The organism is Pleionea mediterranea (genome assembly GCF_003148745.1).
GTDB classification, from domain to species: Bacteria; Pseudomonadota; Gammaproteobacteria; order Enterobacterales; family Kangiellaceae; genus Pleionea; species Pleionea mediterranea.
Window position 1 is genome coordinate 42781 of the sequence record NZ_QGGU01000015.1, and the last position, 19920, is coordinate 62700.

A 19920-nucleotide genomic window follows, 5' to 3' on the forward strand; every position below is an offset into this window, starting at 1 on the left:
TTAAGAGTATTTCTCTTTATTCTCCAGGCGCTGCTCTGTTGACTTTCTGAGCAACACATAAACCGATCCTGTGCCGCCGTGTTTATTTTGTGCGGAGTGAAAGGCTAATACTTCTGGAACCTGAGTCAGCCAGTGATTAACATAACTTTTTATGCGAGCGGGTGGGTTACTTTGAATGCCCTTGCCATGAGTAACTAACAAGGTTCGGCATTCCAGTTTTATTGAGCGTTGTAAAAACTGGAACAAAGCACTGCGCGCTTCAGCAACGGTATGACGGTGCAAATCAAGATGAGCGTCAATCTCATATTTGCCCTGACGCAACTTTTTGAATACTCCGGTTTGCACACCATCAATTTTATATTCAAGTACTTCAATGGGATCAACTGGCTCCACGGGCGCATCGGTTAAATAGTTTAAATCTATTTTTTGTCCTGTAATGGCGGCCATTTTACGCCGATCAATTGCTGCATTATCGGGCTCTGAACGTTTTAAGCTGACTTTATCCTGGGGGATCGGTTTAACATCAGCAAAGGCGTCCAAAAAAGGATTGTCGGAATCGTTGGGCATAATGAGAATATCGTCTTTGAGAATAATATTTATCGTTTCATGAAACAGTGTTTGGCAAAGCGGCGGTCAATGTGGTTTTGACGGTTACTTTTTAGTCAAGTAATCAGCCAATCCACTGCCAGATGTCTGCTAAGCTGTATTGTAGAATGGTAGTTAAACGAAACTCAATTATGATCGTGATCTTTATTCGGAGCAAAAGCGTGGTTTTCTGCGGATCTTTTCAATAAATGGGCTAAACTTATTGAAAAACCTGCAAAAAATCCTATGAATGAACGACGATTATCAATACGAACGCCGGTAGTGGCTGAAGTAGAAGTCACTTCCGATTTACTGGGAAAAATAGTGGCGCGCACACAGGAACTGTCCGATGGCGGTGCTTTTATTGAATCTGATGCCTTACGGCAGCTTGAGGTTGGCACTATTGTGACTTTGCAAGCGGTGGGGTTTCCAGAAGAAATGCCGATTTTAGAAGCTGAAATTGTACGAAAAACCAGCGAAGGTGTTGGAATGAAATTTTTGCTTTAATATCAAGTATATAAACCCAGTTGCTTGACAAGCATACGCCTAACCAGCAGTATTTAACGGTTCTATGCAGCAGAAAATGCATGATACTTGGTAGGTAGAAAATCATGGTTGACGGAAAATTTGACATTGTATTTGCGGGACGTACCGTACCCGGCAAAACACCTGAAGAAGTGCAGCAAAATCTAGCTAAGTTGTTCAAAACAGGTGAGTCACAAATAAAGCGTTTATTTGTGGGCGCTGAAGTCGCCATTAAAAAAGGCCTCGACTACAACCAGGCCATGAAATATCAGTCTGCATTAAAGCAGGCAGGAGCATTGGTACTGATTAAACCGGTGCAGGAAGGTGCAAACACTTCCACTGACTCGTCACAGTCCCAGCCAGAGACTCACTCCGCCTCTCAGACATCCGATTCTGATACCCGTTCTGCGGTGCCAGATACTCCTCAGAAGCCAGCTACGTCATCCCACGGACGAGCCAGTTTTGGACCTAAAGAACCAGAACCAGTTTCCCATGGCCGCGCCAGTTTTGGCCCTAAAGAGCAAGAGCCTGTTTCTCAAGGTCGTGCAAGCTTTGGTCCTAAAGAGCCAGATACTGATAGTTCTGATACAGAGGTCAATAAAACCACAGCAAAACCTACTGAGGAGTCTCAGTCTGCCACGCCTGCTGTGAAAGAAGGCTCATCTAGTGACGATGACTGGTCACTTGCCAATGCCGGTGAGCGTTTGCCCGAGGTTGAAAAGCAGCCCCCCATGGCAGAACCTGATTTGAGTGACCTGGCATTAGCCAATAGTGGAGAGCCTCTGCAAAAGGTAAGCAAAAAGGAACAAAGAGAGGTGGACACGTCCGATCTATCACTGGATGAACCGGGATTAATTCAGGAGCCTAAGCCGTTTGAGGCAAAACAGGTGGATACTTCAGAATTGTCCGTGGCCGATGTCGGTGAAAAAATTCCGACTGAACAAAAGAAAAAAGAGACCGTAAACCCGAATATTGACCATCTTAAAGTGGAATAATAGGTTTTAAGATGGATTCATTCTGGTGGGATTTCAGGATACAAATCTCTAAAGCCAGTCAAATTCCTCCTCTATCTTCCTCAAAAGCTTGGTTTTTCTTGCAATCTACTTAAATAAGTAGTATTACTTTAGGCAGTGGAAAACGAACAGTAATAACTGAGGACAATACCGTGCGCGAATTAACCATGCGACAGCAAGAAGTATTGGATGTATTGCGAGAATTTATTGAAGAAAACGGCATTGCGCCAACTCATGCAGAATTGGCGGATTTGTTAGGTGTGAGCTCAACCAAGGCAGCTGCCGATCACCTAAAGGCATTAGCCAAAAAAGGGGTAATCCGGCTGCATAGCGAGAAAACTAGAGGGATCCAAATACTTGCTGCCGAAGTGGAAGAATTACCTCTTGTAGGCTCGGTAGCCGCGGGGATCCCTATCGAGGCCATTGAGAACATAGAGCGTTATGTCACCATTCCGGAAGTATTGCGACGCAAGAAACCGACCTTTTTATTGCGTGTCCGCGGTGACAGCATGAAAGACGCCGGCATACTGGATGGTGATTTGATTGCGGTGCGTAAAACGCAGGTCGCAGAAATAGGGCAGATTGTTGTGGCGCGTCTTGATGATGATGTTACCGTGAAACGTTTGGGGCGTAAAAATGGTAATGCTATGCTCTATCCGGAAAATTCCGACTTTGAGCCGATAGAAGTCTCGCCAGACCAACTGAATATTGAAGGGCAATTTGTCGGCTTAATCCGAGCCTGATTAAATAAACAAAAATTAATGTATTCAAAGGATTGAATACATGGTTCTGGATAATCCAAAAACTAATATTGATGTAAATCCATTCCAGAGGACATCGATATTTCTCTGTATCGGGTAATATTCAAGTAATCCTGAGTGCGAATAAACGGCTCTTGGCCGCTGCAATTTTATTTCATTGCTGTAAAATACCGCCATCTGAAAAGCATTGCCCGAGTCCTACCCTATGAAAATTGTGGTTAAATTATTCCACGAAATAATCATTAAAAGCCGTCCTGTTCGCAAATTGTTTACCAAGCAGTTGCATTACAACCTTGAGAACCTGCTAAAGCCACTGTTAAAAGAGGTGCGAGTTTACAGACACTGGGATCGGATTGACATCACACTACCGGACGATATTTCGGAAGAGGTGTGGCTGGTGATCAAAGAGCGACTGCAATGTGTCCCCGGAATCGACTTTTTATTGGTGGTCGATACTTATAACTTTGAACAGCTGAATGACATTACCGACCGCTGTGTTGAAACCTATACTGATGGACTCAAAGGTAAATCATTTTGTGTTCGTGTCAAACGTAAAGGTAAGCACTCATTTACCTCAAGTGAAGCCGAACGACAAATTGGTGGTGGATTGCTGGCGCGCACCGACGTTGAAAAAGTGATGCTGAAGGATCCCGATGTGCAAATCAATCTTGAAATCAATAATGATCAGGTGGATCTGGTTCGGACAAAACTGCCTGGACTTGGTGGTTACCCATTAGGGCAACAAGAAGCAACCTTATCTCTTATTTCCGGTGGTTTTGACTCAGGCGTTGCCAGTTTTTTAATGATGCGTCGTGGCGTAAAAACACACTTCTGCTTTTTCAATTTAGGTGGCATGGCGCACGAAATTGGCGTTAAGCAGGTCGCTTATTACCTTTGGAGTAAGTACGGTGCTTCCCATAAGGTTAAGTTTATCAGCGTTCCTTTTGAAGGTGTTGTAGAGCAGATTTTAACCACCATCGATAACTCATTAATGGGGGTAGTACTAAAACGAATGATGATGCGGGCGGCCGATAAAGTTGCACAAGATCTTGCGCTGGACACATTGGTTACCGGGGAGGCCATTGGACAGGTTTCCAGTCAAACACTGACCAATTTAAGTGTGATTGAGCAAGCCGCCGAGTCGTTAGTGATGCGGCCACTGATTGCCATGGATAAACAGGATATCATTGCACAGTCCAAGCGTATTGGCACGGAAGAGTTTGCGGCAAATATGCCGGAGTACTGTGGTGTAATATCCAATAAACCGTCAACCAAAGTAAAGTTGACTAAAGTTTTAGAATCCGAACAAAACTTTGATTTTACGGTTCTTGAAAAAGCGGTAGAAGATAAGCAGTTGGTCTCCATTGAAAAGGTGTTGGATGGATTAGATACCGATACTGATGTGGATACAGTAAAGATCCCTCAAGTTAACGATGTGGTTATTGATATCAGACACCCTGAAGAACAGGAAGCTAATCCATTAGTATTGACCAATAATCAGGTCGTAAAAATCCCATTTTACTCCATCAGTAGCCGGTTTTCTGAACTTAATGCAGAAAATAATTATTTACTTTATTGCGATAAAGGTGTGATGAGCAAAGTTCAGGCTCATCACTTAAAGCTGCAAGGGTTTCAAAATGTTAAGGTGTTACGCTATTCGTAGGGTTTGCATTCTAAAGAGATGATAATTTAAGCACAGCCAATTGGTTTGCCGTCTCTACCTTCATCAATACCATCATGATTGTCATCTCTGGACATTTCTGCCCGCCCACTTTTGGCTAAAAAGATGGCTTTGGCGTATTTGGGTTGCTGATTGATGCACATGACGAAAGTGCCGTTATTATGCCAGGTAATACCCATGGGTAAAAAACGAATGGGCTTATTTCCTCTAAAGGATCGCCAGCGAATATTAAATTCCGGTACAGTGATCTGGTGGTAATTAATCAACTCATCTTCTTCCGCTTCATAACTGTTATTATTGTTTCGATCGGCAAATAATAGATAGCCGCTTGACCAGTCTGAATCGCACTCACTTTTTGTACTGCTGCCACATAACACAATATTCTTTGAATCACTGATAGCAAGTTTTCGAGCGGTTTGAATATTTGACATAAGATTAAAGGCTTCATTATCGATGGCATTGGACAGTTTTAAGTGTTTAAAGCCCGGCAGTGCAAAACTGGCCATTAATATTGACAATGCGGAAGCGGCGAGTAATTCAAATAAAGTAAATCCTTTTACTTTCATGATAATTCCTTTTATCCAGAAGTTTGGCTGCATTATCCGTATGCACACTGCCGAGATCCATAAGAAAATTAGACAGCTTGTTGTAAGCCTATCGCCATTCTATTTTTAAGTGATTGTTACGGCGTTGCTAATCAATATCCAGTTTTTTACATTTGTAGCGCATGGTTCTAAAACTTATACCAAGTAAGTCTGCCGCTGCGGTTTTGTTTCCACCTGTCTGTTCCAGCGCTTTTGCTATTTCTGTTTTCTCTATATCTTCAAGAAAGTCTTCCAGTGGCATGCCATTGCGCTCAATGCCATCACTGGTTTGCGAACTGTTACTTTGTGAAAGCAATATATCATTAGCGTTTAGCGTTTCATCAAGCGATAAGGTGATGGCCCGCTCCAGTATATTTTCAAGCTCGCGAATATTACCCGGGAAGTGATATTGCTGCAGCTTTTTAATCACTGCTTCAGGAATGCTCGGTGGGGTTATTTGATTTCTATCCGCCAGACGGCGAACAAAGTAATCCACAAGTGCGGGAATATCGGCAACGCGTTCGCGAAGAGGTGGAACATTAATTTCAATTACATTGATGCGATAGAATAAATCTTGACGAAAGCTGTCTTTTTCAACCATTTCGCTGAGATCGGTATGCGATGCAGATAAAATTCTGACATTAACGGGGTGTTCTTTTTCCGAGCCAACGGGACGAATACTCCGTTCCTGAACCGCACGTAACAATTTTACCTGCATGTTCAGTGGCAGCTCTGCTATTTCATCGAGAAATAATGTACCGCCATCAGCTGTTTTAAACAGTCCTTCCTTATCGCTCTGAGCGCCAGTGAAACTGCCTTTTTTATGGCCAAAAAACTCACTTTCCATTAACTCTGTAGGTATAGCGCCACAGTTGATGGCAACAAAAGGTGCGTCCGAACGTGGGCCATTACTGTGAATCAATCGGGCGACCATTTCTTTACCGGTTCCAGATTCGCCGCGAATATAAATAGGTGCCTGACTTTTTGCAACCTTAAGAATTAGCTGTTTTAACCGCTGCATATTATCGGTTTCACCGATAAATTTTTGTGAAAGCGTCGGTGATGTTTTAGTAGACTCTTTTTCACTGGGCTTTACTTTTAAAGCGTTACTAACAATGTTTCTTAAACTGCTTAAGTCGACTGGCTTGGAAATAAAATCAAAGGCACCGAGTTTCATTGCTTCTATGGCGGTTTGCATATTGCCATGTGCCGTAATTACCGCCACTGGCGTATCTGGCCGCTTGTTTTGCAAATACGTAACCAGCTCAAGGCCATCACCATCGGGCAATTTCATATCAGTCAGGCAGAGGTTATAGTTGTTGTTATCAATTTTAGCTTTAGCCTGACTGATATTAGGCGCAGTATCACAGTCAATGCCCATACGAATTAGCGTTATCGAGAGTAATTCTAATATATCGGGTTCGTCGTCAATTAATAGCGCTTGAGGTTGTGTCATGCTTATCATCTCTGGCAAATGAAATTCTGAAACAGCTGCCGCCTGCGGGTACAGGAATAAAATTCAGCTGAGCGCGATTAGCTTCACATAGTTCTTTTGAAACGTAAAGGCCGAGTCCTGTGCCTGTGGCACTGGTGGTGAAAAATGGTTCGAAAATATTTTCTGCAACCGATGGAGGAATACCTTCGCCTTTATCAATAATATCAAGAAATGGACGTTTTGTTTTAAAGTTGATGCCGGCAATTAAACTTAAACTGCCTCGCCCGGTATGACTAAGGCTATGTCGTATACCGTTTTCGGATAAGTTGGTCACCACTTGCATCAGTTGACTGATATCAAACTGTACCGATAAATCTTCTGGATTAATGTCGACAAACAGCTGCAGTTTTTCTTTATTGTTTTTTTCCAGCTCATCACAAATGTTTTTCAAGAACGATGAGAGATTAACGGATTGAGGCTCAGATACCCGACGTTGAGACAATTGCATTACATTTTCAATGATGGCATTCACCCGTATGGCATTTTTTTGCACCATATCCACCAACCGTTTGTCGGCTTCAGTGATATCCGGAGACTCGTAGATGAGTTGAGCGGCATGACTTAATGCGCCCAGAGGGTTTCGTATTTCATGGGCGATGCTTGCGGTTAGTCGCCCTAGCGAGGCTAGTTTTAAGTTTTGTGCCTGCTGGGTCATTGGGGTGGAATCTTCCAGAAATATCAAACTTTGGTCATTTCGATGATCAATTTGCGACAGTGTAATATCAATTTTTGGCCCGGTAGGTGACTGTTTAAAGCTGGATCGAGCGTGCCCAGTTTTTTTCCATTGTTGTACTTTTGCGTTAAGTTCATTGTTCACTATGCTCAGATTTTGCCCTTCAATGTGTTCCGGCATTTCGAGTAGTTGCCAGGCCGCAGTATTCATAAACTGTACATTATGATCTTCGTCGACAACGATGACCCCGGTTTTCATAAACTGAATAATTTTCTCATTCAGTTTTTCCATGCTGGCCAAATCGGCACTAGTTAATTCTGCCTCAAGTTCACTTTGTTTTAAGCGACGAGCTGTTAACAAAGCAAACAGAGAGGTGGCAAAGAATGTTGCGCCTAATAAACCTGCCTGGGTTATGTAATCATCGGGACTTTGCCCTGACAGGTTTAAGTAGATGGCTTCGCCCAGCACTGCTGCGGTAGCAATAGCCGCAAAAACAATGGATGAGGTACGCTCAACTAATAAACATGCTGTGGTTACCGACACCGCCATCAACATGCCAAGTCCGGTTGCTATACCGCCACTGGCATGCATTAACAGCGTAAGAAGGACAATATCAATAAAAACCTGAATTTCCACCAGAAAGCGAAAAATATCGGAGCGATTCTTATTGATGAAATAAAAGCCAATGCTGGTACAAAGGTAAATAACCGAAGACCAATGAAATAAAATGGGCGATTTTTGGCCGAGAAATACTTCGCCGGCTTTTGCCTGAAACAGCACTAATAAAAAACCCGCAACAACTATTCGATAGATGGTGTAGATCTGTAAGGCTCTAAGCGATGTGTATTGATGCTCGACTTTTAAATCTTTCATGTTGGTCCTGGCGGATTTTTTATGCGATTGAACTCCTGTGGGTTACAGATACAATTATCGTAACGGAAGGTCCTCCATTTATAGTCTAAAGATACAGGGAACTCAGGCTATTGAAAAGATTGTCATTCAGTCTGGTGGTTTTAGTTGGTATTGCTGAAGTATTGTCATTTGGTTATTTTAAATTGTCTTATGGTAAACTCATTAAATTCATAGTAAATCTTATCATGATGGCAAAAATAAAAAGGTGGTTTAATGAAACAGCGTGACATCGTTAGTGAAATGCGCGTGCTTCCTGAAATAAATGTTTCTCATGAAATAAAACGGCGAGTGGATTTTATTAAATCTCAGCTTATTCAATCGAACACTCGCAGTCTTGTGTTGGGGATCAGTGGTGGTGTCGATTCCACAACATTAGGACGATTGTCGCAGTTGGCGGTTAATCAATTGAATGAGTCTACTCAATCATCTCGCTACCAATTTATTGCAGTGCGATTACCATACGGTGAACAGCGTGATGAAGCCGATGCTCAATTGGCTCTCGACTTTATTCAACCATCCCAATGTCTTACTATTAATATAAAAGCCGCGGCTGATGCGCTGAGTGATAATGTGGTTGGTGCCTTGCAATCGGCTTCGATGTCAATGGCAGATGAGTCCGCTCAGGATTTTGTTAAGGGCAATGTGAAAGCGCGTCAGAGAATGGTAGCGCAATATCAGGTGGCCGGTTTGGTGGGAGGCCTTGTATTGGGTACTGATCATTCGGCAGAAAATATAACTGGATTCTTCACCAAGTGGGGTGACGGAGCTTGTGATTTAGCGCCATTATTTGGGCTGAACAAGCGTCAGGTCCGTCAGTTGGCGGCTCATCTTGGAGCACCAGAAACACTTATTACAAAAGCGCCCACTGCGGATCTTGAGTGCCTTGACCCTGGTAAGCAAGATGAAGCCGCTTTGGGAGTGACTTACGATCAAATTGATGATTTTCTGGAAGGAAAATCTATCGAAACGAAAGCCGAGCAATTATTGATAACTATCTATCAGAAAACGCAACATAAACGGCAACCCATTGCTACCCTGTATGATAATGAGACCGTGTAATGGACACACTTAAACGTCGATATAATGACAGCAAATACCTCAACTTGAGTTAGAGAATCAAATTATGAGAAAAATAGAAGCGATTATTAAACCTTTTAAACTGGACGATGTTCGGGAAGTATTAGGCGAACTGGGCGTTGCCGGTATGACTGTTACCGAAGTGAAAGGATTTGGTCGTCAAAAAGGGCATACCGAATTGTATCGTGGTGCTGAGTATATGGTGGATTTTTTACCTAAAGTTAAAGTTGAAGTGGTGGTGCCGGATGATCTGGTGGATACCTGCATTGAGCATATTCTTGAAGTCGCAAGAACTGGCAAAATAGGTGATGGTAAAATATTTGTGTCTCGAGTGGACAGGGCGATCCGCATACGAACTGGCGAAATGGACGATGAAGCTATTTAATCGATAACAAAACAGTTGATTGGTGTTGAGTTGTTTTTAAGCACTAATACCATGCTTATGGTATTTGGGATTATACTAAACCATTAAAAAAGGCTTCTAAACAGAAGCCTTTTTTAATGGTTTAATAATTTTTAGCCAATCCTAGGAGGCGTCCTTGTTACAGTTTTGCAGCATACTCCGGGTAATTTAGCTTAAGTACATTTTTGGCTTTCTCGGATAGTTCACTTAAATTCAACAAGTCGTAAGCGGTTGCCATGACAACTAATGCATCGGGTATTGCTGTTGTTTTAGGGTAGTTTTCGACAATATATTGAGCTCTGTTAGCTGCAGCAATGTAGGCGCTTCGTTCCATGTAATAACGGGCAACATGCAGTTCGTAGCTGGCAAGGCGGTTACGCAGAAAAATCATACGCTTTTGCGCGTCTTTGGCGTAACTGCTGTTTGGGTATTTGCGCAGTAACTCGGCAAAATCGCTGAATGCCTGACGAGCCGTTGAAGCATCGCGCTGTGATAAGTCTGCTGATAATAGTTCTTTAAAAAAGCCCACTTCAGCCGTAAAGTTGGTCAGGCCTTTCATATAATAGGCGTAATCGACATTGTCGTGGTTTGGATTTTGCCGTATAAAGCGTTCTGCCGCTGAAATCGCTGACGCTGAATCTCTGGCCATATAATAGGCATAAATAAGCGATGTTTGAGCCTGATGAGAATATGGGCCAAACGGATAGAGGCTGTCGAGTTGTTCTAGATGCTGAATCGCAGACTGGTAATTGCCAGCTTTCATCGATGTTTGCGATTTTTCATACAGCTTAAAGGCATCATCCGCTAACGGAACCTCAACATCGTCGGTGGATGTAGAGGCGCAGGAAATCAGTAGCCCAGAAAGTAAAACACAAAATAAAACACGAAATTTTTTCATACTTCTCAATAGTTCGTTAAAATTTAATCATATCGTTAGTGTCAGGCATTCTACCGGAGCAAGCCAGCAAGGCCAATGACTATTTTCGACCCGAGTTTTCAAACAATTATAATTAGCTGAATACGCACAATAACAGTTGTAGAGGCTATTAACGCAAAAAGGTTCCCTAAAAACATAATCTGATGGAAAAACAAGAATTTAAACAATCCTTTACGGCAGATAAGTCTGACTTTGGTCAACGTTTTGATCAAACGGTTGCCAAGTATTGCACCGAAGTGTCTCGTTCAAAGCTGCAGGACTGGATAAAAAAAGGTTGCGTAAAGCTAAATGGGGAAGTGATCACTAAAGCAAGAGTTAAGCTGATGGGTGATGAAACCATCGAAATTGATGCCGAACTGGAAATAGCTGGTGAATGGCAGCCGCAGGACATACCCCTTGATGTGGTGTTTCAGGATGAACATATTCTGGTGATCAATAAACCTGCCGGGCTGGTGGTACATCCGGCTCCGGGCAATAAGGATGGTACTCTGGTCAATGCGCTGTTGCATCTGGATCTCGATCTAAAACATTTACCTCGCGCAGGCATTATCCATCGACTGGATAAAGAAACTTCAGGTTTGTTGATAGTGGCACGAACCTTGGAGGCGCATACTCATTTGGTGGCTCAGTTACAAGAGAGGGCATTCGAGCGGGAATATCAGTGCATTTGTCACGGTCAGATGGTTTCTGGCGGCAGCATCGATGAGCCCATAGGGCGACACCCTCAAAGCCGGATAAAAATGGCGGTGACCACCAGTGGTAAAGAAGCCATTACTCATTTTAGACTGCGCGAAAAGTTTAACGACTTTACTCATTTGAAGGTTAACCTTGAAACAGGGCGGACGCATCAAATTCGGGTTCATATGGCTCATTTACATTACCCGCTGGTGGGTGATCCAACCTATGGCCGCGCCAACTATGCGCCCAGCGGTTCCAGTGACCGCTTGAAGCAGGCGGTTCGTGGGTTTAAGCGACAAGCCTTGCACGCACGAAAACTTGGTGTGATGCATCCGGTAACACAAGAATCATTAAGCTGGGAAGTGGCACCGCCAGAAGACTACACAGAGTTGCTAAAAGTGCTGCAACAGGAAAACCCCATTTCATGACCGATGAGCATCGATTGACTCATCCTGACTGGCCAGTACCATCACAGGTTCATGCGATCATAACTACCCGTGTTGGAGGCTCAAGCCGAGGTGCTTTTCAAGGTTTGAATCTGGCGAGTCACGTGGGTGATGACCCTAAAAAGGTTGCCGCTAATCGGCTCGAACTGGAGCGTCTGGCAAACTTGCCTTCACAACCGGTTTGGCTCAATCAGACCCATTCAACTCAGGTGATCGCTGCTGACTCTAATATTGGGCTATTAACTGAACATCAGTCTGGGGTGCAAAAGGAACAACAGGCTAGTCATCATAACAATTCGAACACAGCTCTAGACGCCGATGCATCTGTTTCATCATCTTCAAATGTTGTTTGCTGCGTCTTAACGGCGGATTGCTTGCCAATATTGCTGACAAATCAGCAGGGTGACTGGGTGGCTGCCATTCACGCCGGTTGGCGTGGTTTATTAAATGGCATTATTGAAAACACACTCAGCCAATATTCTTCTAGCACTCATGAGTTACTGGCCTGGTTAGGGCCTGCCATCAGTCAAGCGAAGTTCGAAGTGGGTGCTGAGGTACGGCAAATGTTTTTGTCCCAAAATGCCAGTGATGACGTGTTTTTTAAAGTTTCTGGCGAAAAGTATCTGGCCGACTTATATGGCATTGCTCGTAGAAAATTGAATCAACAACATGTTGATGTTTATGGTGGTGACTATTGTACTTATCAGCAGCCTGAGTTGTTTTATTCCTATCGGCGTGATGGTGAAACTGGCAGAATGGCCAGCTTAATCTGGTTTGACAGAATAAATTAGGACGAAGAGTTTGTACGATTATTTATATTGGCTTACAGGATCAGCCATTGCTATTTTGCTTTGGACAGTAATCGGACTTAAAGCTAATCGGGCTGACTGGGGTTTTTGGTTAACCAACAGTATCGATGGGTGGATTCGAATCTTTTGTCGTTATTATCATCGGCTTGATGGCGACACAATTATTCTGCCCGAAAAAGGAGGCGCCATTGTGGTGGCTAATCACATTTCTGGATTGGATCCTTTCTTACTAATCGCTTCCTGTCGACGTCCTCTGCATTTTTTAATTGCTAAAGAAGAATACCAACGATTTGGTTTAACCTGGATGTTTAAACTGGCCGGTTGCATACCGGTGGATCGTTCAGGACGGGTTGATAAAGCCTTTAAAGAAGTCATTCGCCGCGTAAAACAGGGCGATGTTGTTGCATTATTTCCCCATGGAAAAATTCATCTGGACAGTGATGAAAAAATACAAATAAAACCAGGGTTAAGACGATTATCACAAAAACTCGATTGTCATGTTTACCCTGCGCGAATTGAAGGCGTTAAAGGCCCAGGCAGTGTTTTTACAGGCGTAGTTTTACGCGGTAAAGCACGACTCACTTGCTTCCCATCGCTGGCCAGCTATCATTTCTTACAAGATGACATTGATGTTCAACTGGGCGCTGTATTGTTAGGAAGAAACACCGATACAAACTTGTTCGATCATACATAAAGTTCAGTGGTGCGTTGAATTTATCGTTTTTCGCCCCAATTTATAGGTCAGTGTTATTGTTAAAAATAGTTATGATCTAAAGGTGGAGTAAACGGTCATGAGAATGGATAAGTTAACCAGTAAGTTTCAACTGGCTATTGCCGATGCGCAATCGCTTGCGATTGGTCGCGATCATCAATTTATTGAGCCGGTACACCTGATGGTTTCATTAATCAATCAGGAAGGTGGCACGGTTCGTCCATTATTGACCAAAGCCTCGGTCAATGTTCATGCTTTGCGTTCTCAATTATTGGAAGCCCTCGATCAGTTACCTCAGGTTGAAGGTAACGATGGTGAGATCCATATATCCAATGATTTGGCCCGTCTGTTAAATCTTTGCGATAAAATATCTCAACAGCGAAATGATCAGTATATTTCTTCCGAATTGTTTGTATTGGCGGCTCTTGATGATAAAGGGAATCTTGGCAGAATTTTAAAGGATTTGGGTGCTGATAAAAAATCTATAGAACAAGCGATAGAAGATGTTAGGGGCGGACAATCTATCGATGACCCCAATGCCGAAGAGCAGCGCCAAGCATTAGAAAAGTTTACTGTGGATCTTACTGAACGTGCAGAGCAAGGCAAACTTGACCCGGTTATCGGTCGCGACGATGAAATACGCCGAACCATTCAAGTGTTACAACGACGATCAAAAAACAATCCAGTATTAATAGGCGAACCCGGTGTTGGAAAAACAGCCATAGTTGAAGGCTTGGCACAGCGAATAGTAAACGGCGAAATACCCGAAGGATTAAAAGGAAAACGAGTTCTATCATTAGATATGGGCGCGTTAATTGCCGGAGCAAAATATCGAGGCGAATTTGAAGAGCGACTCAAAGCTGTATTGAATGATTTGGCAAAACAGGAAGGTCGCATCATTTTATTCATCGATGAATTACATACCATGGTTGGTGCTGGGAAAGCCGACGGTGCGATGGATGCGGGAAATATGTTAAAGCCTGCACTGGCAAGAGGAGAGCTTCATTGTGTTGGTGCAACAACGTTGGATGAATATCGTAAATACGTTGAAAAAGACGCGGCACTCGAACGTCGCTTTCAAAAAGTTCAAGTGGACGAACCCAATGTTGAAGATACAATCGCGATTTTGCGTGGCCTAAAAGAACGCTACGAAGTCCATCATGGTGTTGAAATTATTGACCCTGCCATAGTAAGTGCGGCAACCTTATCTCATCGTTATATATCTGATCGGCAGTTGCCGGATAAAGCGATCGATTTAATTGATGAAGCCGCCAGTCGTATCCGGATGGAAATAGATTCCAAGCCGGAAGAAATGGATAAGCTTGAACGTCGAATGATCCAGCTGAAAATTGAGCGAGAAGCGTTAAAGAAAGAAAAAGACGACAGTTCTCGTAAACGATTGTCGGATCTTGAGCAGCAGATAGAAACACTGGAGCGAGAGTTTGCTGAGTTAAATGAAATCTGGACGGCTGAAAAAGCAGCGTTACAAGGTACCACTCACATTAAAACCGAATTAGAGCGGGCTCGGCTAGAGCTTGAAGCAGCGAGTCGGGCAAGTGATCTTGGTCGAATGTCCGAACTGCAATACGGCAAAATCCCCGAGCTTGAAAAGCAGTTGGACATTGCCGCACAAGCCGAAATGCACGATATGACCTTGTTAAGAAATAAAGTCACCGAGAATGAAATTGCAGAAGTGGTTTCGAAATGGACCGGTATTCCTGTGTCGAAAATGCTTGAAGGTGAGCGAGAGAAGTTACTCAAAATCGAAGAGGGTTTACATCAACGAGTGGTTGGCCAAAACGAAGCGGTTACAGCCGTTTCTAATGCCATTCGACGTTCCCGTGCAGGCTTGTCCGATCCGAATCGTCCGAATGGTTCCTTTTTATTTTTAGGGCCAACGGGCGTTGGTAAAACCGAATTATGTAAAGCGCTTGCTGAGTTTTTATTTGACAGTGAAGAAGCGATGATCCGCATCGACATGTCGGAGTTTATGGAAAAGCATTCGGTGGCCCGATTGATCGGTGCTCCGCCAGGATACGTTGGGTATGATGAAGGTGGTTATCTGACGGAGGCTGTTCGTCGTAAACCTTATTCAGTGATTTTGCTGGATGAAGTGGAAAAAGCACATCCGGATGTTTTTAATGTCTTGTTGCAAGTACTCGAAGATGGCCGGTTGACCGATGGTCAGGGGCGCACCGTAGACTTTAGAAACACCGTGGTGGTTATGACCTCTAATCTTGGCTCCGATATTATTATGGAAGAGTCCGGTAAAGGGGACTACCAAGCCATAAAAAGTAAAATTATGGACGTCATTGGTCAGTTTTTTCGACCAGAGTTTATTAATCGTGTGGACGAAACTGTGGTATTTCACTCATTGCCCGAAGAAGCCGTTAAGCAAATTGCAAAAATTCAATTGCAATTATTACGGGATCGTTTAAGTGATCATGACCTACAGCTTGATGTTGATGAAGAGGCTTTAAGCTTGATTGCTAAGCGTGGCTTTGATCCTGTGTATGGCGCTAGACCGCTTAAACGTGCTATCCAGCAGTGGCTCGAAAATCCATTGGCGCAAAAAATTCTCGAAGGTGGATTTTCTGCAGGGGAGACTATTTTAGTGCAAACGGAAGATCAGGAGATTGTCTTTCGATAAGATGAGTTTATTGTAAACATTGTATGAACCACACAAATAATATTCATCAATAAAAAAAGCGAGGTTGCCCTCGCTTTTTTTATTGATGAATTAATGTTGGTCAACTTGCCTATTTATTGCGATTCAGACTGACTGTTGCAATACTCATCAATCTGCCGCTGGGTTTCTTTTTTCTTGGCTTCTTTTTCTTCTTCCGTCATTAGTCGAGTACCGCCTTCAACAGCGACTTTAATTCGCGATGCGTTATTAAGAGTGCTCATGTTGGCTTTGGCAATTTTACAGGCTTCTGCCATTTGTTGCTGAGCCTTCGAGAGTTGCTCTTCAACATCGGAGTTGTCCTGTTTTTTAGCATCGAGCTTTTCGGTAATGGCGCTGGCACTGCCGGTTGATTTGGAACGACGCACTTTAATGCGTTCAAATGGGACACCCTTGGGAGGTCTATCACCAAACTTAATATTACCTTCGGCATCTTTCCATTTATACAGAACATCTTCGGCAGCCAGAGTCATTAAGCTGAACATGGCCAGAAAACCAGTGATTAATACATTACGAAACATGGTAATAAATCCTTAGAATACAAAGCGATATCTACTAATATAGCGCCAAAGCAGGGTTAAAGTCAGCATAGGAGTCGACAAAAAGTACAATTATTTCGACTGTATCTCAGTTTTGAGGGTGTTTTCTTCCACAAAGCCAAGTACATATTGGTACATTTCTGAGTGTTTATCGGCAAGCGCCGAGTCAACCACTACACATTTTATACCATCAATTACTGCAGGCCTGAGCAGTGGAGAGTAATACATACGGCGGTTTCGAAAGGTGCAAAGCCCGCCACACAAGCGTTCTGCCCAGTCAGACGGGCGAAATTTTTGTCCGGCCTTATTGAGTCCAATAATAACAAGCTTCTCATTTTCAGCGATTTGCATAGTCTAAATTCTTTTATGCGATGGATGTTTGTTTCGGGCGCGCGTATCTTGACATATCGGTTATATCTGTCAACTTCCCATTAATCGGGCTTTAAGTGTATTGCGCATTTATCAATGGCTTAAAGCCATGTAAACTAGGTAACTCGTTGAACTTATAAGAATTCTAGCAGAGAGAGCGTGTAACGCTATTATATTGAGACAATCTGTATGACAAATAATGAAGTAAAAAGTAAAACACCATCACGAGGCATTTACCTGTTACCTAATTTATTAACCACCGCAGGCTTATTTGCCGGCTTTTTTGCGGTGGTTGCATCCATGAAGGGGCAGTATGAAATGGCTGCCATCGCAATTTTTATTGCTATGATCATGGATGGTCTGGACGGGCGTGTAGCAAGAATGACCAATACACAGTCTGACTTTGGTGCCGAATACGATTCAATGGCAGATATAGTATCTTTTGGTATTGCACCTGCTCTGGTTATTTACAACTGGGCTTTATCCAGTCATGGAAAACTAGGTTGGCTTGCAGCATTTGTATTTGTGGCCGGTGGCGCATTACGACTTGCCCGTTTTAATACTCAGCTTGGCACGTCTGATAAGCGCTATTTTCAAGGGCTTGCGATACCTTCGGCTGCGGCTATCTTGGCGGGTATGGTCTGGTTAGGTGTCGATCTTGAGATTGATGGTCAAGTATACGGTATCTGGATTTCAATCATTACCATGCTGCTAGGGTTAAGCATGGTCAGCAATTTACGCTATTACAGTTTTAAAGAAGTCGACTGGCGTGGAAAAGTGCCTTTTATTGCGGTATTAGTGGTGGTGCTGGCGTTTGTACTCATTGCTTACCAGCCGCCGGTTGTTTTATTTACCGTCTTCAGTGTTTACGCACTCTCAGGACCAGTATTAACGTTATGGCAAAAACGTAATTTAATGCTGCGTCGTGGTGAACGTGCTAAAGCTAAGAATTCCTCAGAAGACACTTAGATGTAATGGCGGTAAAGCTCCGTCATTACCTTACTTAAATAGTGGTTCAAACAATACCCGACCAGAATGATGGACGGGTATTTTCTTCCTTTTGTCGAAATCCTTTATTTCTTCATTTGAATCTAAAAGGGTTTCCATTTCGTAACATATTATAGTGGCGTGCATCCTTAATACCAAAGGAGTCTCTATGATAATCAAAAACAGTCGAACAACCCCAGATTATAATCGGCCCGAACATGAAGTGATCGACGAGTCTACTTATTGGAATCGTCGCCAGTTTATCGGTGGGCTTACTGTCGCCGCTGCCTCACCTTATATAGCTGCAGGTAAAACAGCTTCTGGGCATTATTCGACCGATGAAAAGTTAACATCCGAATACACAGTGACTCATTATAATAATTTTTATGAGTTCTCACTCAGCAAAGACGGTCCTGCAAAACTTGCAAAAGACTTTCAGCCTCTGCCCTGGCATGTGACGATTGAAGGCGAGGTTGAAAAGCCGGGGCGGTATTCTTTCGAAGATATACTGAAGTGGGCGACATTGGAGGAGCGAATTTATCGTTTGCGGTGTGTTGAAGCCTGGTCAATGGTTGTGCCCTGGAAAGGTTTTGAACTAAATCAGCTGATCAAACAGGTTAAACCAACCAGTAAAGCCAAATATATTGAATTCGAAACGCTCTATGATCCGGAAAGGATGCCAGGTCAAAAGCGCGGAGCCCTTGGCTTTTTCTCTCTGTCCTGGCCTTATAAAGAAGGACTAAGAATGGATGAAGCGATGCATCCGTTAACTTTATTAACCACGGGTGTGTTCGGTAAAACGCTTCCGGCTCAAAATGGCGCGCCATTGCGTTTAATAATTCCCTGGAAATATGGCTTTAAAAGCATTAAATCGATAGTCAAAATTCGGTTTGTCGAAAAGCAGCCTTTAAACACCTGGCAACAGTCTGCGCCGAGTGAATATGGATTTTACGCTAATGTGAACCCTGAGGTTGATCACCCTCGCTGGAGTCAGGCGACTGAGCGACGTTTGATCGATGAGTCGCTGTTTGGTACCAAGCGGATCGATACAGAACTGTTTAATGGCTACGGTAAGCATGTGGCACATTTATACAAAGGTATGAATTTACGGAAAAACTTTTAAGCAATGATGCAAGTAATGATTCGGGGGGTGCTTCACCTGTTGGCTTTATCACCTCTCGCTTATTATATTTACGCTGCAGTGAGTCAGTCCCTGGGGGCGGATCCTCAGGAAGTGCTTCTGCACGGCTTTGCCATCTGGGCGTTAAGATTTTTACTACTATCCCTGGCTATTTCGCCAGCGAGGCGACTTTTAAAAGCCAACTACCTGATCCGTTATCGGCGTATGCTCGGTTTGTACTTCTTCTTTTACCTATGTTTGCACCTTCTTGTGTACTTATGGTTCTTTTTGGGCTGGCAGTGGGCTTCTATCGGTGAAGAAATTGTTGAGCGACCTTATATTACCGTGGGAATGTTGGCTTTTTTGTTGACTATTCCTTTAGTGGTTACCTCAACCAAAGGAATGCAACGTCGCCTGCGACAAACATGGAGTAAGCTGCATAAACTGGTTTATTTGATAGCGATTTTGTCGATCATTCATTTCATCTGGCAAAGTAAGGCGGATTTAAACGAGCCGCTTATCTATCTAATAATACTTCTGTTTTTATTATCGTTCAGAATCCGACCATATCTGGCTAAATTACGTGCGTAAATCAGCCTAATTGAACGATAAGTAATCGCCTTTAAAATTCTTTTATATTTTTTAAATTAAACGCTTGCCAAGCGTAATTTAATCCTTATAATGCGCATCTCGCTTAGGGCAGCAGGCCTTCTTCAACGAAGAGTCTAAGTCAGTTTTCAAGCGGTTTTGCAGGAAGCAAAACAAACACAAAATAAAGTGTTGACAGGATGTTTGAGTGGCGTATAATTCGCGCCCCAACGTTGAGAAAGCGACGTTGAGTTGGTCAGGCAGGTTCCTGATTAACATGTTCTTTAACAGATTGATGAAATAATTTGTGTGGGCACTCAGAGCGATAAAGTCAATAACG

21 protein-coding genes are annotated in these 19920 nt (G+C 43.2%); 13 read left to right on the top strand and 8 right to left on the bottom strand.

Going from position 1 to position 19920, the window contains the following annotated elements:
- Positions 1-567 carry a DNA endonuclease SmrA gene (gene smrA / locus C8D97_RS16960; protein WP_109764997.1) on the bottom strand — a complete coding sequence of 189 codons (567 nt, stop codon included), beginning with the start codon at positions 565-567 and terminating at the stop codon, positions 1-3.
- Between the two features lie 264 nt (positions 568-831).
- On the opposite strand from smrA, the gene C8D97_RS16965 reads away from it, so the two are divergent.
- The 4 genes from C8D97_RS16965 (at position 832) to thiI (ending at position 4547) form a co-directional block, all read left to right on the top strand.
- Entirely contained in the window at positions 832-1092 is a 261-nt protein-coding gene (locus C8D97_RS16965) for a PilZ domain-containing protein (protein WP_109764998.1), read from the top strand.
- A 104-nt stretch (positions 1093-1196) separates the two neighbouring features.
- A complete protein-coding gene (locus C8D97_RS16970; protein ID WP_109764999.1) occupies positions 1197-2105 on the top strand; it encodes a hypothetical protein in 909 nt (302 codons plus the stop codon).
- 185 nt (positions 2106-2290) lie between these two features.
- Positions 2291-2866 carry a transcriptional repressor LexA gene (lexA, locus tag C8D97_RS16975; protein WP_245411489.1) on the top strand — a complete coding sequence of 192 codons (576 nt, stop codon included), beginning with the start codon at positions 2291-2293 and terminating at the stop codon, positions 2864-2866.
- A 223-nt stretch (positions 2867-3089) separates the two neighbouring features.
- Positions 3090-4547, top strand: coding sequence for a tRNA uracil 4-sulfurtransferase ThiI (gene thiI / locus C8D97_RS16980; protein ID WP_109765001.1), 1458 nt, complete (start codon positions 3090-3092; stop codon positions 4545-4547).
- Positions 4548-4573: 26 nt separating this feature from the next.
- Here thiI and C8D97_RS16985 read toward each other — a convergent pair whose 3' ends face one another.
- The 3 genes from C8D97_RS16985 to C8D97_RS16995 form a co-directional block, all read right to left on the bottom strand.
- On the bottom strand, positions 4574-5131 hold the full coding sequence (locus tag C8D97_RS16985) for a GspH/FimT family pseudopilin (RefSeq protein WP_170115287.1): 558 nt from the start codon (positions 5129-5131) through the stop codon (positions 4574-4576).
- A 127-nt stretch (positions 5132-5258) separates the two neighbouring features.
- Positions 5259-6605, bottom strand: coding sequence for a sigma-54-dependent transcriptional regulator (locus C8D97_RS16990; RefSeq protein WP_109765003.1), 1347 nt, complete (start codon positions 6603-6605; stop codon positions 5259-5261).
- Positions 6577-8190 (bottom strand): two-component system sensor histidine kinase NtrB, encoded by a 1614-nt coding sequence (locus tag C8D97_RS16995; RefSeq protein ID WP_109765004.1) that lies wholly within the window; start codon positions 8188-8190, stop codon positions 6577-6579. Before C8D97_RS16995 ends, C8D97_RS16990 begins: the two co-directional genes overlap by 29 nt.
- A 252-nt stretch (positions 8191-8442) precedes the next feature.
- Between C8D97_RS16995 and nadE the strand changes: the two genes are divergently transcribed.
- A complete protein-coding gene (gene nadE / locus C8D97_RS17000; RefSeq protein WP_109765005.1) occupies positions 8443-9288 on the top strand; it encodes an ammonia-dependent NAD(+) synthetase in 846 nt (281 codons plus the stop codon).
- Positions 9289-9352: 64 nt separating this feature from the next.
- Positions 9353-9691: a nitrogen regulatory protein P-II gene (gene glnB, locus C8D97_RS17005; RefSeq protein ID WP_109765006.1), complete on the top strand. Its 339-nt coding sequence runs from the start codon at positions 9353-9355 to the stop codon at positions 9689-9691.
- A gap of 157 nt (positions 9692-9848) precedes the next feature.
- On the opposite strand, the gene C8D97_RS17010 is transcribed toward glnB, so the two are convergent.
- Complete coding sequence (locus C8D97_RS17010) at positions 9849-10607, bottom strand: outer membrane protein assembly factor BamD (protein ID WP_109765007.1); 759 nt, start codon at positions 10605-10607, stop codon at positions 9849-9851.
- Between the two features lie 182 nt (positions 10608-10789).
- On the opposite strand from C8D97_RS17010, the gene rluD reads away from it, so the two are divergent.
- From rluD to clpB, 4 genes are all read left to right on the top strand, one after another.
- Complete coding sequence (rluD, locus tag C8D97_RS17015) at positions 10790-11752, top strand: 23S rRNA pseudouridine(1911/1915/1917) synthase RluD (protein ID WP_109765008.1); 963 nt, start codon at positions 10790-10792, stop codon at positions 11750-11752.
- Entirely contained in the window at positions 11749-12561 is an 813-nt protein-coding gene (pgeF, locus tag C8D97_RS17020) for a peptidoglycan editing factor PgeF (protein ID WP_109765009.1), read from the top strand. Before rluD ends, pgeF begins: the two co-directional genes overlap by 4 nt.
- 10 nt (positions 12562-12571) lie before the next feature.
- Positions 12572-13273: a lysophospholipid acyltransferase family protein gene (locus C8D97_RS17025; RefSeq protein WP_170115288.1), complete on the top strand. Its 702-nt coding sequence runs from the start codon at positions 12572-12574 to the stop codon at positions 13271-13273.
- Positions 13274-13370: 97 nt separating this feature from the next.
- Positions 13371-15941 carry an ATP-dependent chaperone ClpB gene (gene clpB / locus C8D97_RS17030; protein ID WP_109765011.1) on the top strand — a complete coding sequence of 857 codons (2571 nt, stop codon included), beginning with the start codon at positions 13371-13373 and terminating at the stop codon, positions 15939-15941.
- A gap of 113 nt (positions 15942-16054) precedes the next feature.
- Here the strand turns inward: clpB and C8D97_RS17035 are convergent, their stop codons facing one another.
- Both C8D97_RS17035 and C8D97_RS17040 read right to left on the bottom strand, forming a co-directional pair.
- Positions 16055-16498, bottom strand: a complete 444-nt coding sequence (locus C8D97_RS17035; RefSeq protein ID WP_109765012.1) for a DUF4124 domain-containing protein — start codon at positions 16496-16498, stop codon at positions 16055-16057.
- A 90-nt stretch (positions 16499-16588) separates the two neighbouring features.
- Positions 16589-16867: a DUF3579 domain-containing protein gene (locus tag C8D97_RS17040; RefSeq protein WP_109765013.1), complete on the bottom strand. Its 279-nt coding sequence runs from the start codon at positions 16865-16867 to the stop codon at positions 16589-16591.
- A gap of 207 nt (positions 16868-17074) precedes the next feature.
- Here C8D97_RS17040 and pssA point away from each other — a divergent pair, with 207 nt between their 5' ends.
- From pssA to C8D97_RS17055, 3 genes are all read left to right on the top strand, one after another.
- Positions 17075-17854: a CDP-diacylglycerol--serine O-phosphatidyltransferase gene (pssA, locus tag C8D97_RS17045; RefSeq protein ID WP_109765014.1), complete on the top strand. Its 780-nt coding sequence runs from the start codon at positions 17075-17077 to the stop codon at positions 17852-17854.
- A 187-nt stretch (positions 17855-18041) separates the two neighbouring features.
- Positions 18042-18995, top strand: a complete 954-nt coding sequence (gene msrP / locus C8D97_RS17050) for a protein-methionine-sulfoxide reductase catalytic subunit MsrP (RefSeq protein ID WP_109765015.1) — start codon at positions 18042-18044, stop codon at positions 18993-18995.
- Positions 18996-18998: 3 nt separating this feature from the next.
- The gene (locus tag C8D97_RS17055; protein ID WP_109765016.1) at positions 18999-19583 is read left to right on the top strand and encodes a protein-methionine-sulfoxide reductase heme-binding subunit MsrQ; all 585 of its coding nucleotides are present in this window, start codon (positions 18999-19001) and stop codon (positions 19581-19583) included.
- A 78-nt stretch (positions 19584-19661) separates the two neighbouring features.
- On the opposite strand, the gene C8D97_RS18295 is transcribed toward C8D97_RS17055, so the two are convergent.
- Positions 19662-19920: hypothetical protein (locus tag C8D97_RS18295; RefSeq protein WP_210204983.1), on the bottom strand; the 259-nt coding region annotated here is incomplete at its 5' end.

Coding starts and splice junctions, on each gene's coding strand:
- smrA (WP_109764997.1), bottom strand. CDS start 567: ATGCCCAACGATTCCGACAATCCTTTTTTGGACGCCTTTGCTGATGTT.
- C8D97_RS16965 (WP_109764998.1), top strand. CDS start 832: ATGAATGAACGACGATTATCAATACGAACGCCGGTAGTGGCTGAAGTA.
- C8D97_RS16970 (WP_109764999.1), top strand. CDS start 1,197: ATGGTTGACGGAAAATTTGACATTGTATTTGCGGGACGTACCGTACCC.
- lexA (WP_245411489.1), top strand. CDS start 2,291: ATGCGACAGCAAGAAGTATTGGATGTATTGCGAGAATTTATTGAAGAA.
- thiI (WP_109765001.1), top strand. CDS start 3,090: ATGAAAATTGTGGTTAAATTATTCCACGAAATAATCATTAAAAGCCGT.
- C8D97_RS16985 (WP_170115287.1), bottom strand. CDS start 5,131: ATGAAAGTAAAAGGATTTACTTTATTTGAATTACTCGCCGCTTCCGCA.
- C8D97_RS16990 (WP_109765003.1), bottom strand. CDS start 6,605: ATGACACAACCTCAAGCGCTATTAATTGACGACGAACCCGATATATTA.
- C8D97_RS16995 (WP_109765004.1), bottom strand. CDS start 8,190: ATGAAAGATTTAAAAGTCGAGCATCAATACACATCGCTTAGAGCCTTA.
- nadE (WP_109765005.1), top strand. CDS start 8,443: ATGAAACAGCGTGACATCGTTAGTGAAATGCGCGTGCTTCCTGAAATA.
- glnB (WP_109765006.1), top strand. CDS start 9,353: ATGAGAAAAATAGAAGCGATTATTAAACCTTTTAAACTGGACGATGTT.
- C8D97_RS17010 (WP_109765007.1), bottom strand. CDS start 10,607: ATGAAAAAATTTCGTGTTTTATTTTGTGTTTTACTTTCTGGGCTACTG.
- rluD (WP_109765008.1), top strand. CDS start 10,790: ATGGAAAAACAAGAATTTAAACAATCCTTTACGGCAGATAAGTCTGAC.
- pgeF (WP_109765009.1), top strand. CDS start 11,749: ATGACCGATGAGCATCGATTGACTCATCCTGACTGGCCAGTACCATCA.
- clpB (WP_109765011.1), top strand. CDS start 13,371: ATGAGAATGGATAAGTTAACCAGTAAGTTTCAACTGGCTATTGCCGAT.
- C8D97_RS17035 (WP_109765012.1), bottom strand. CDS start 16,498: ATGTTTCGTAATGTATTAATCACTGGTTTTCTGGCCATGTTCAGCTTA.
- C8D97_RS17040 (WP_109765013.1), bottom strand. CDS start 16,867: ATGCAAATCGCTGAAAATGAGAAGCTTGTTATTATTGGACTCAATAAG.
- pssA (WP_109765014.1), top strand. CDS start 17,075: ATGACAAATAATGAAGTAAAAAGTAAAACACCATCACGAGGCATTTAC.
- msrP (WP_109765015.1), top strand. CDS start 18,042: ATGATAATCAAAAACAGTCGAACAACCCCAGATTATAATCGGCCCGAA.
- C8D97_RS17055 (WP_109765016.1), top strand. CDS start 18,999: ATGATGCAAGTAATGATTCGGGGGGTGCTTCACCTGTTGGCTTTATCA.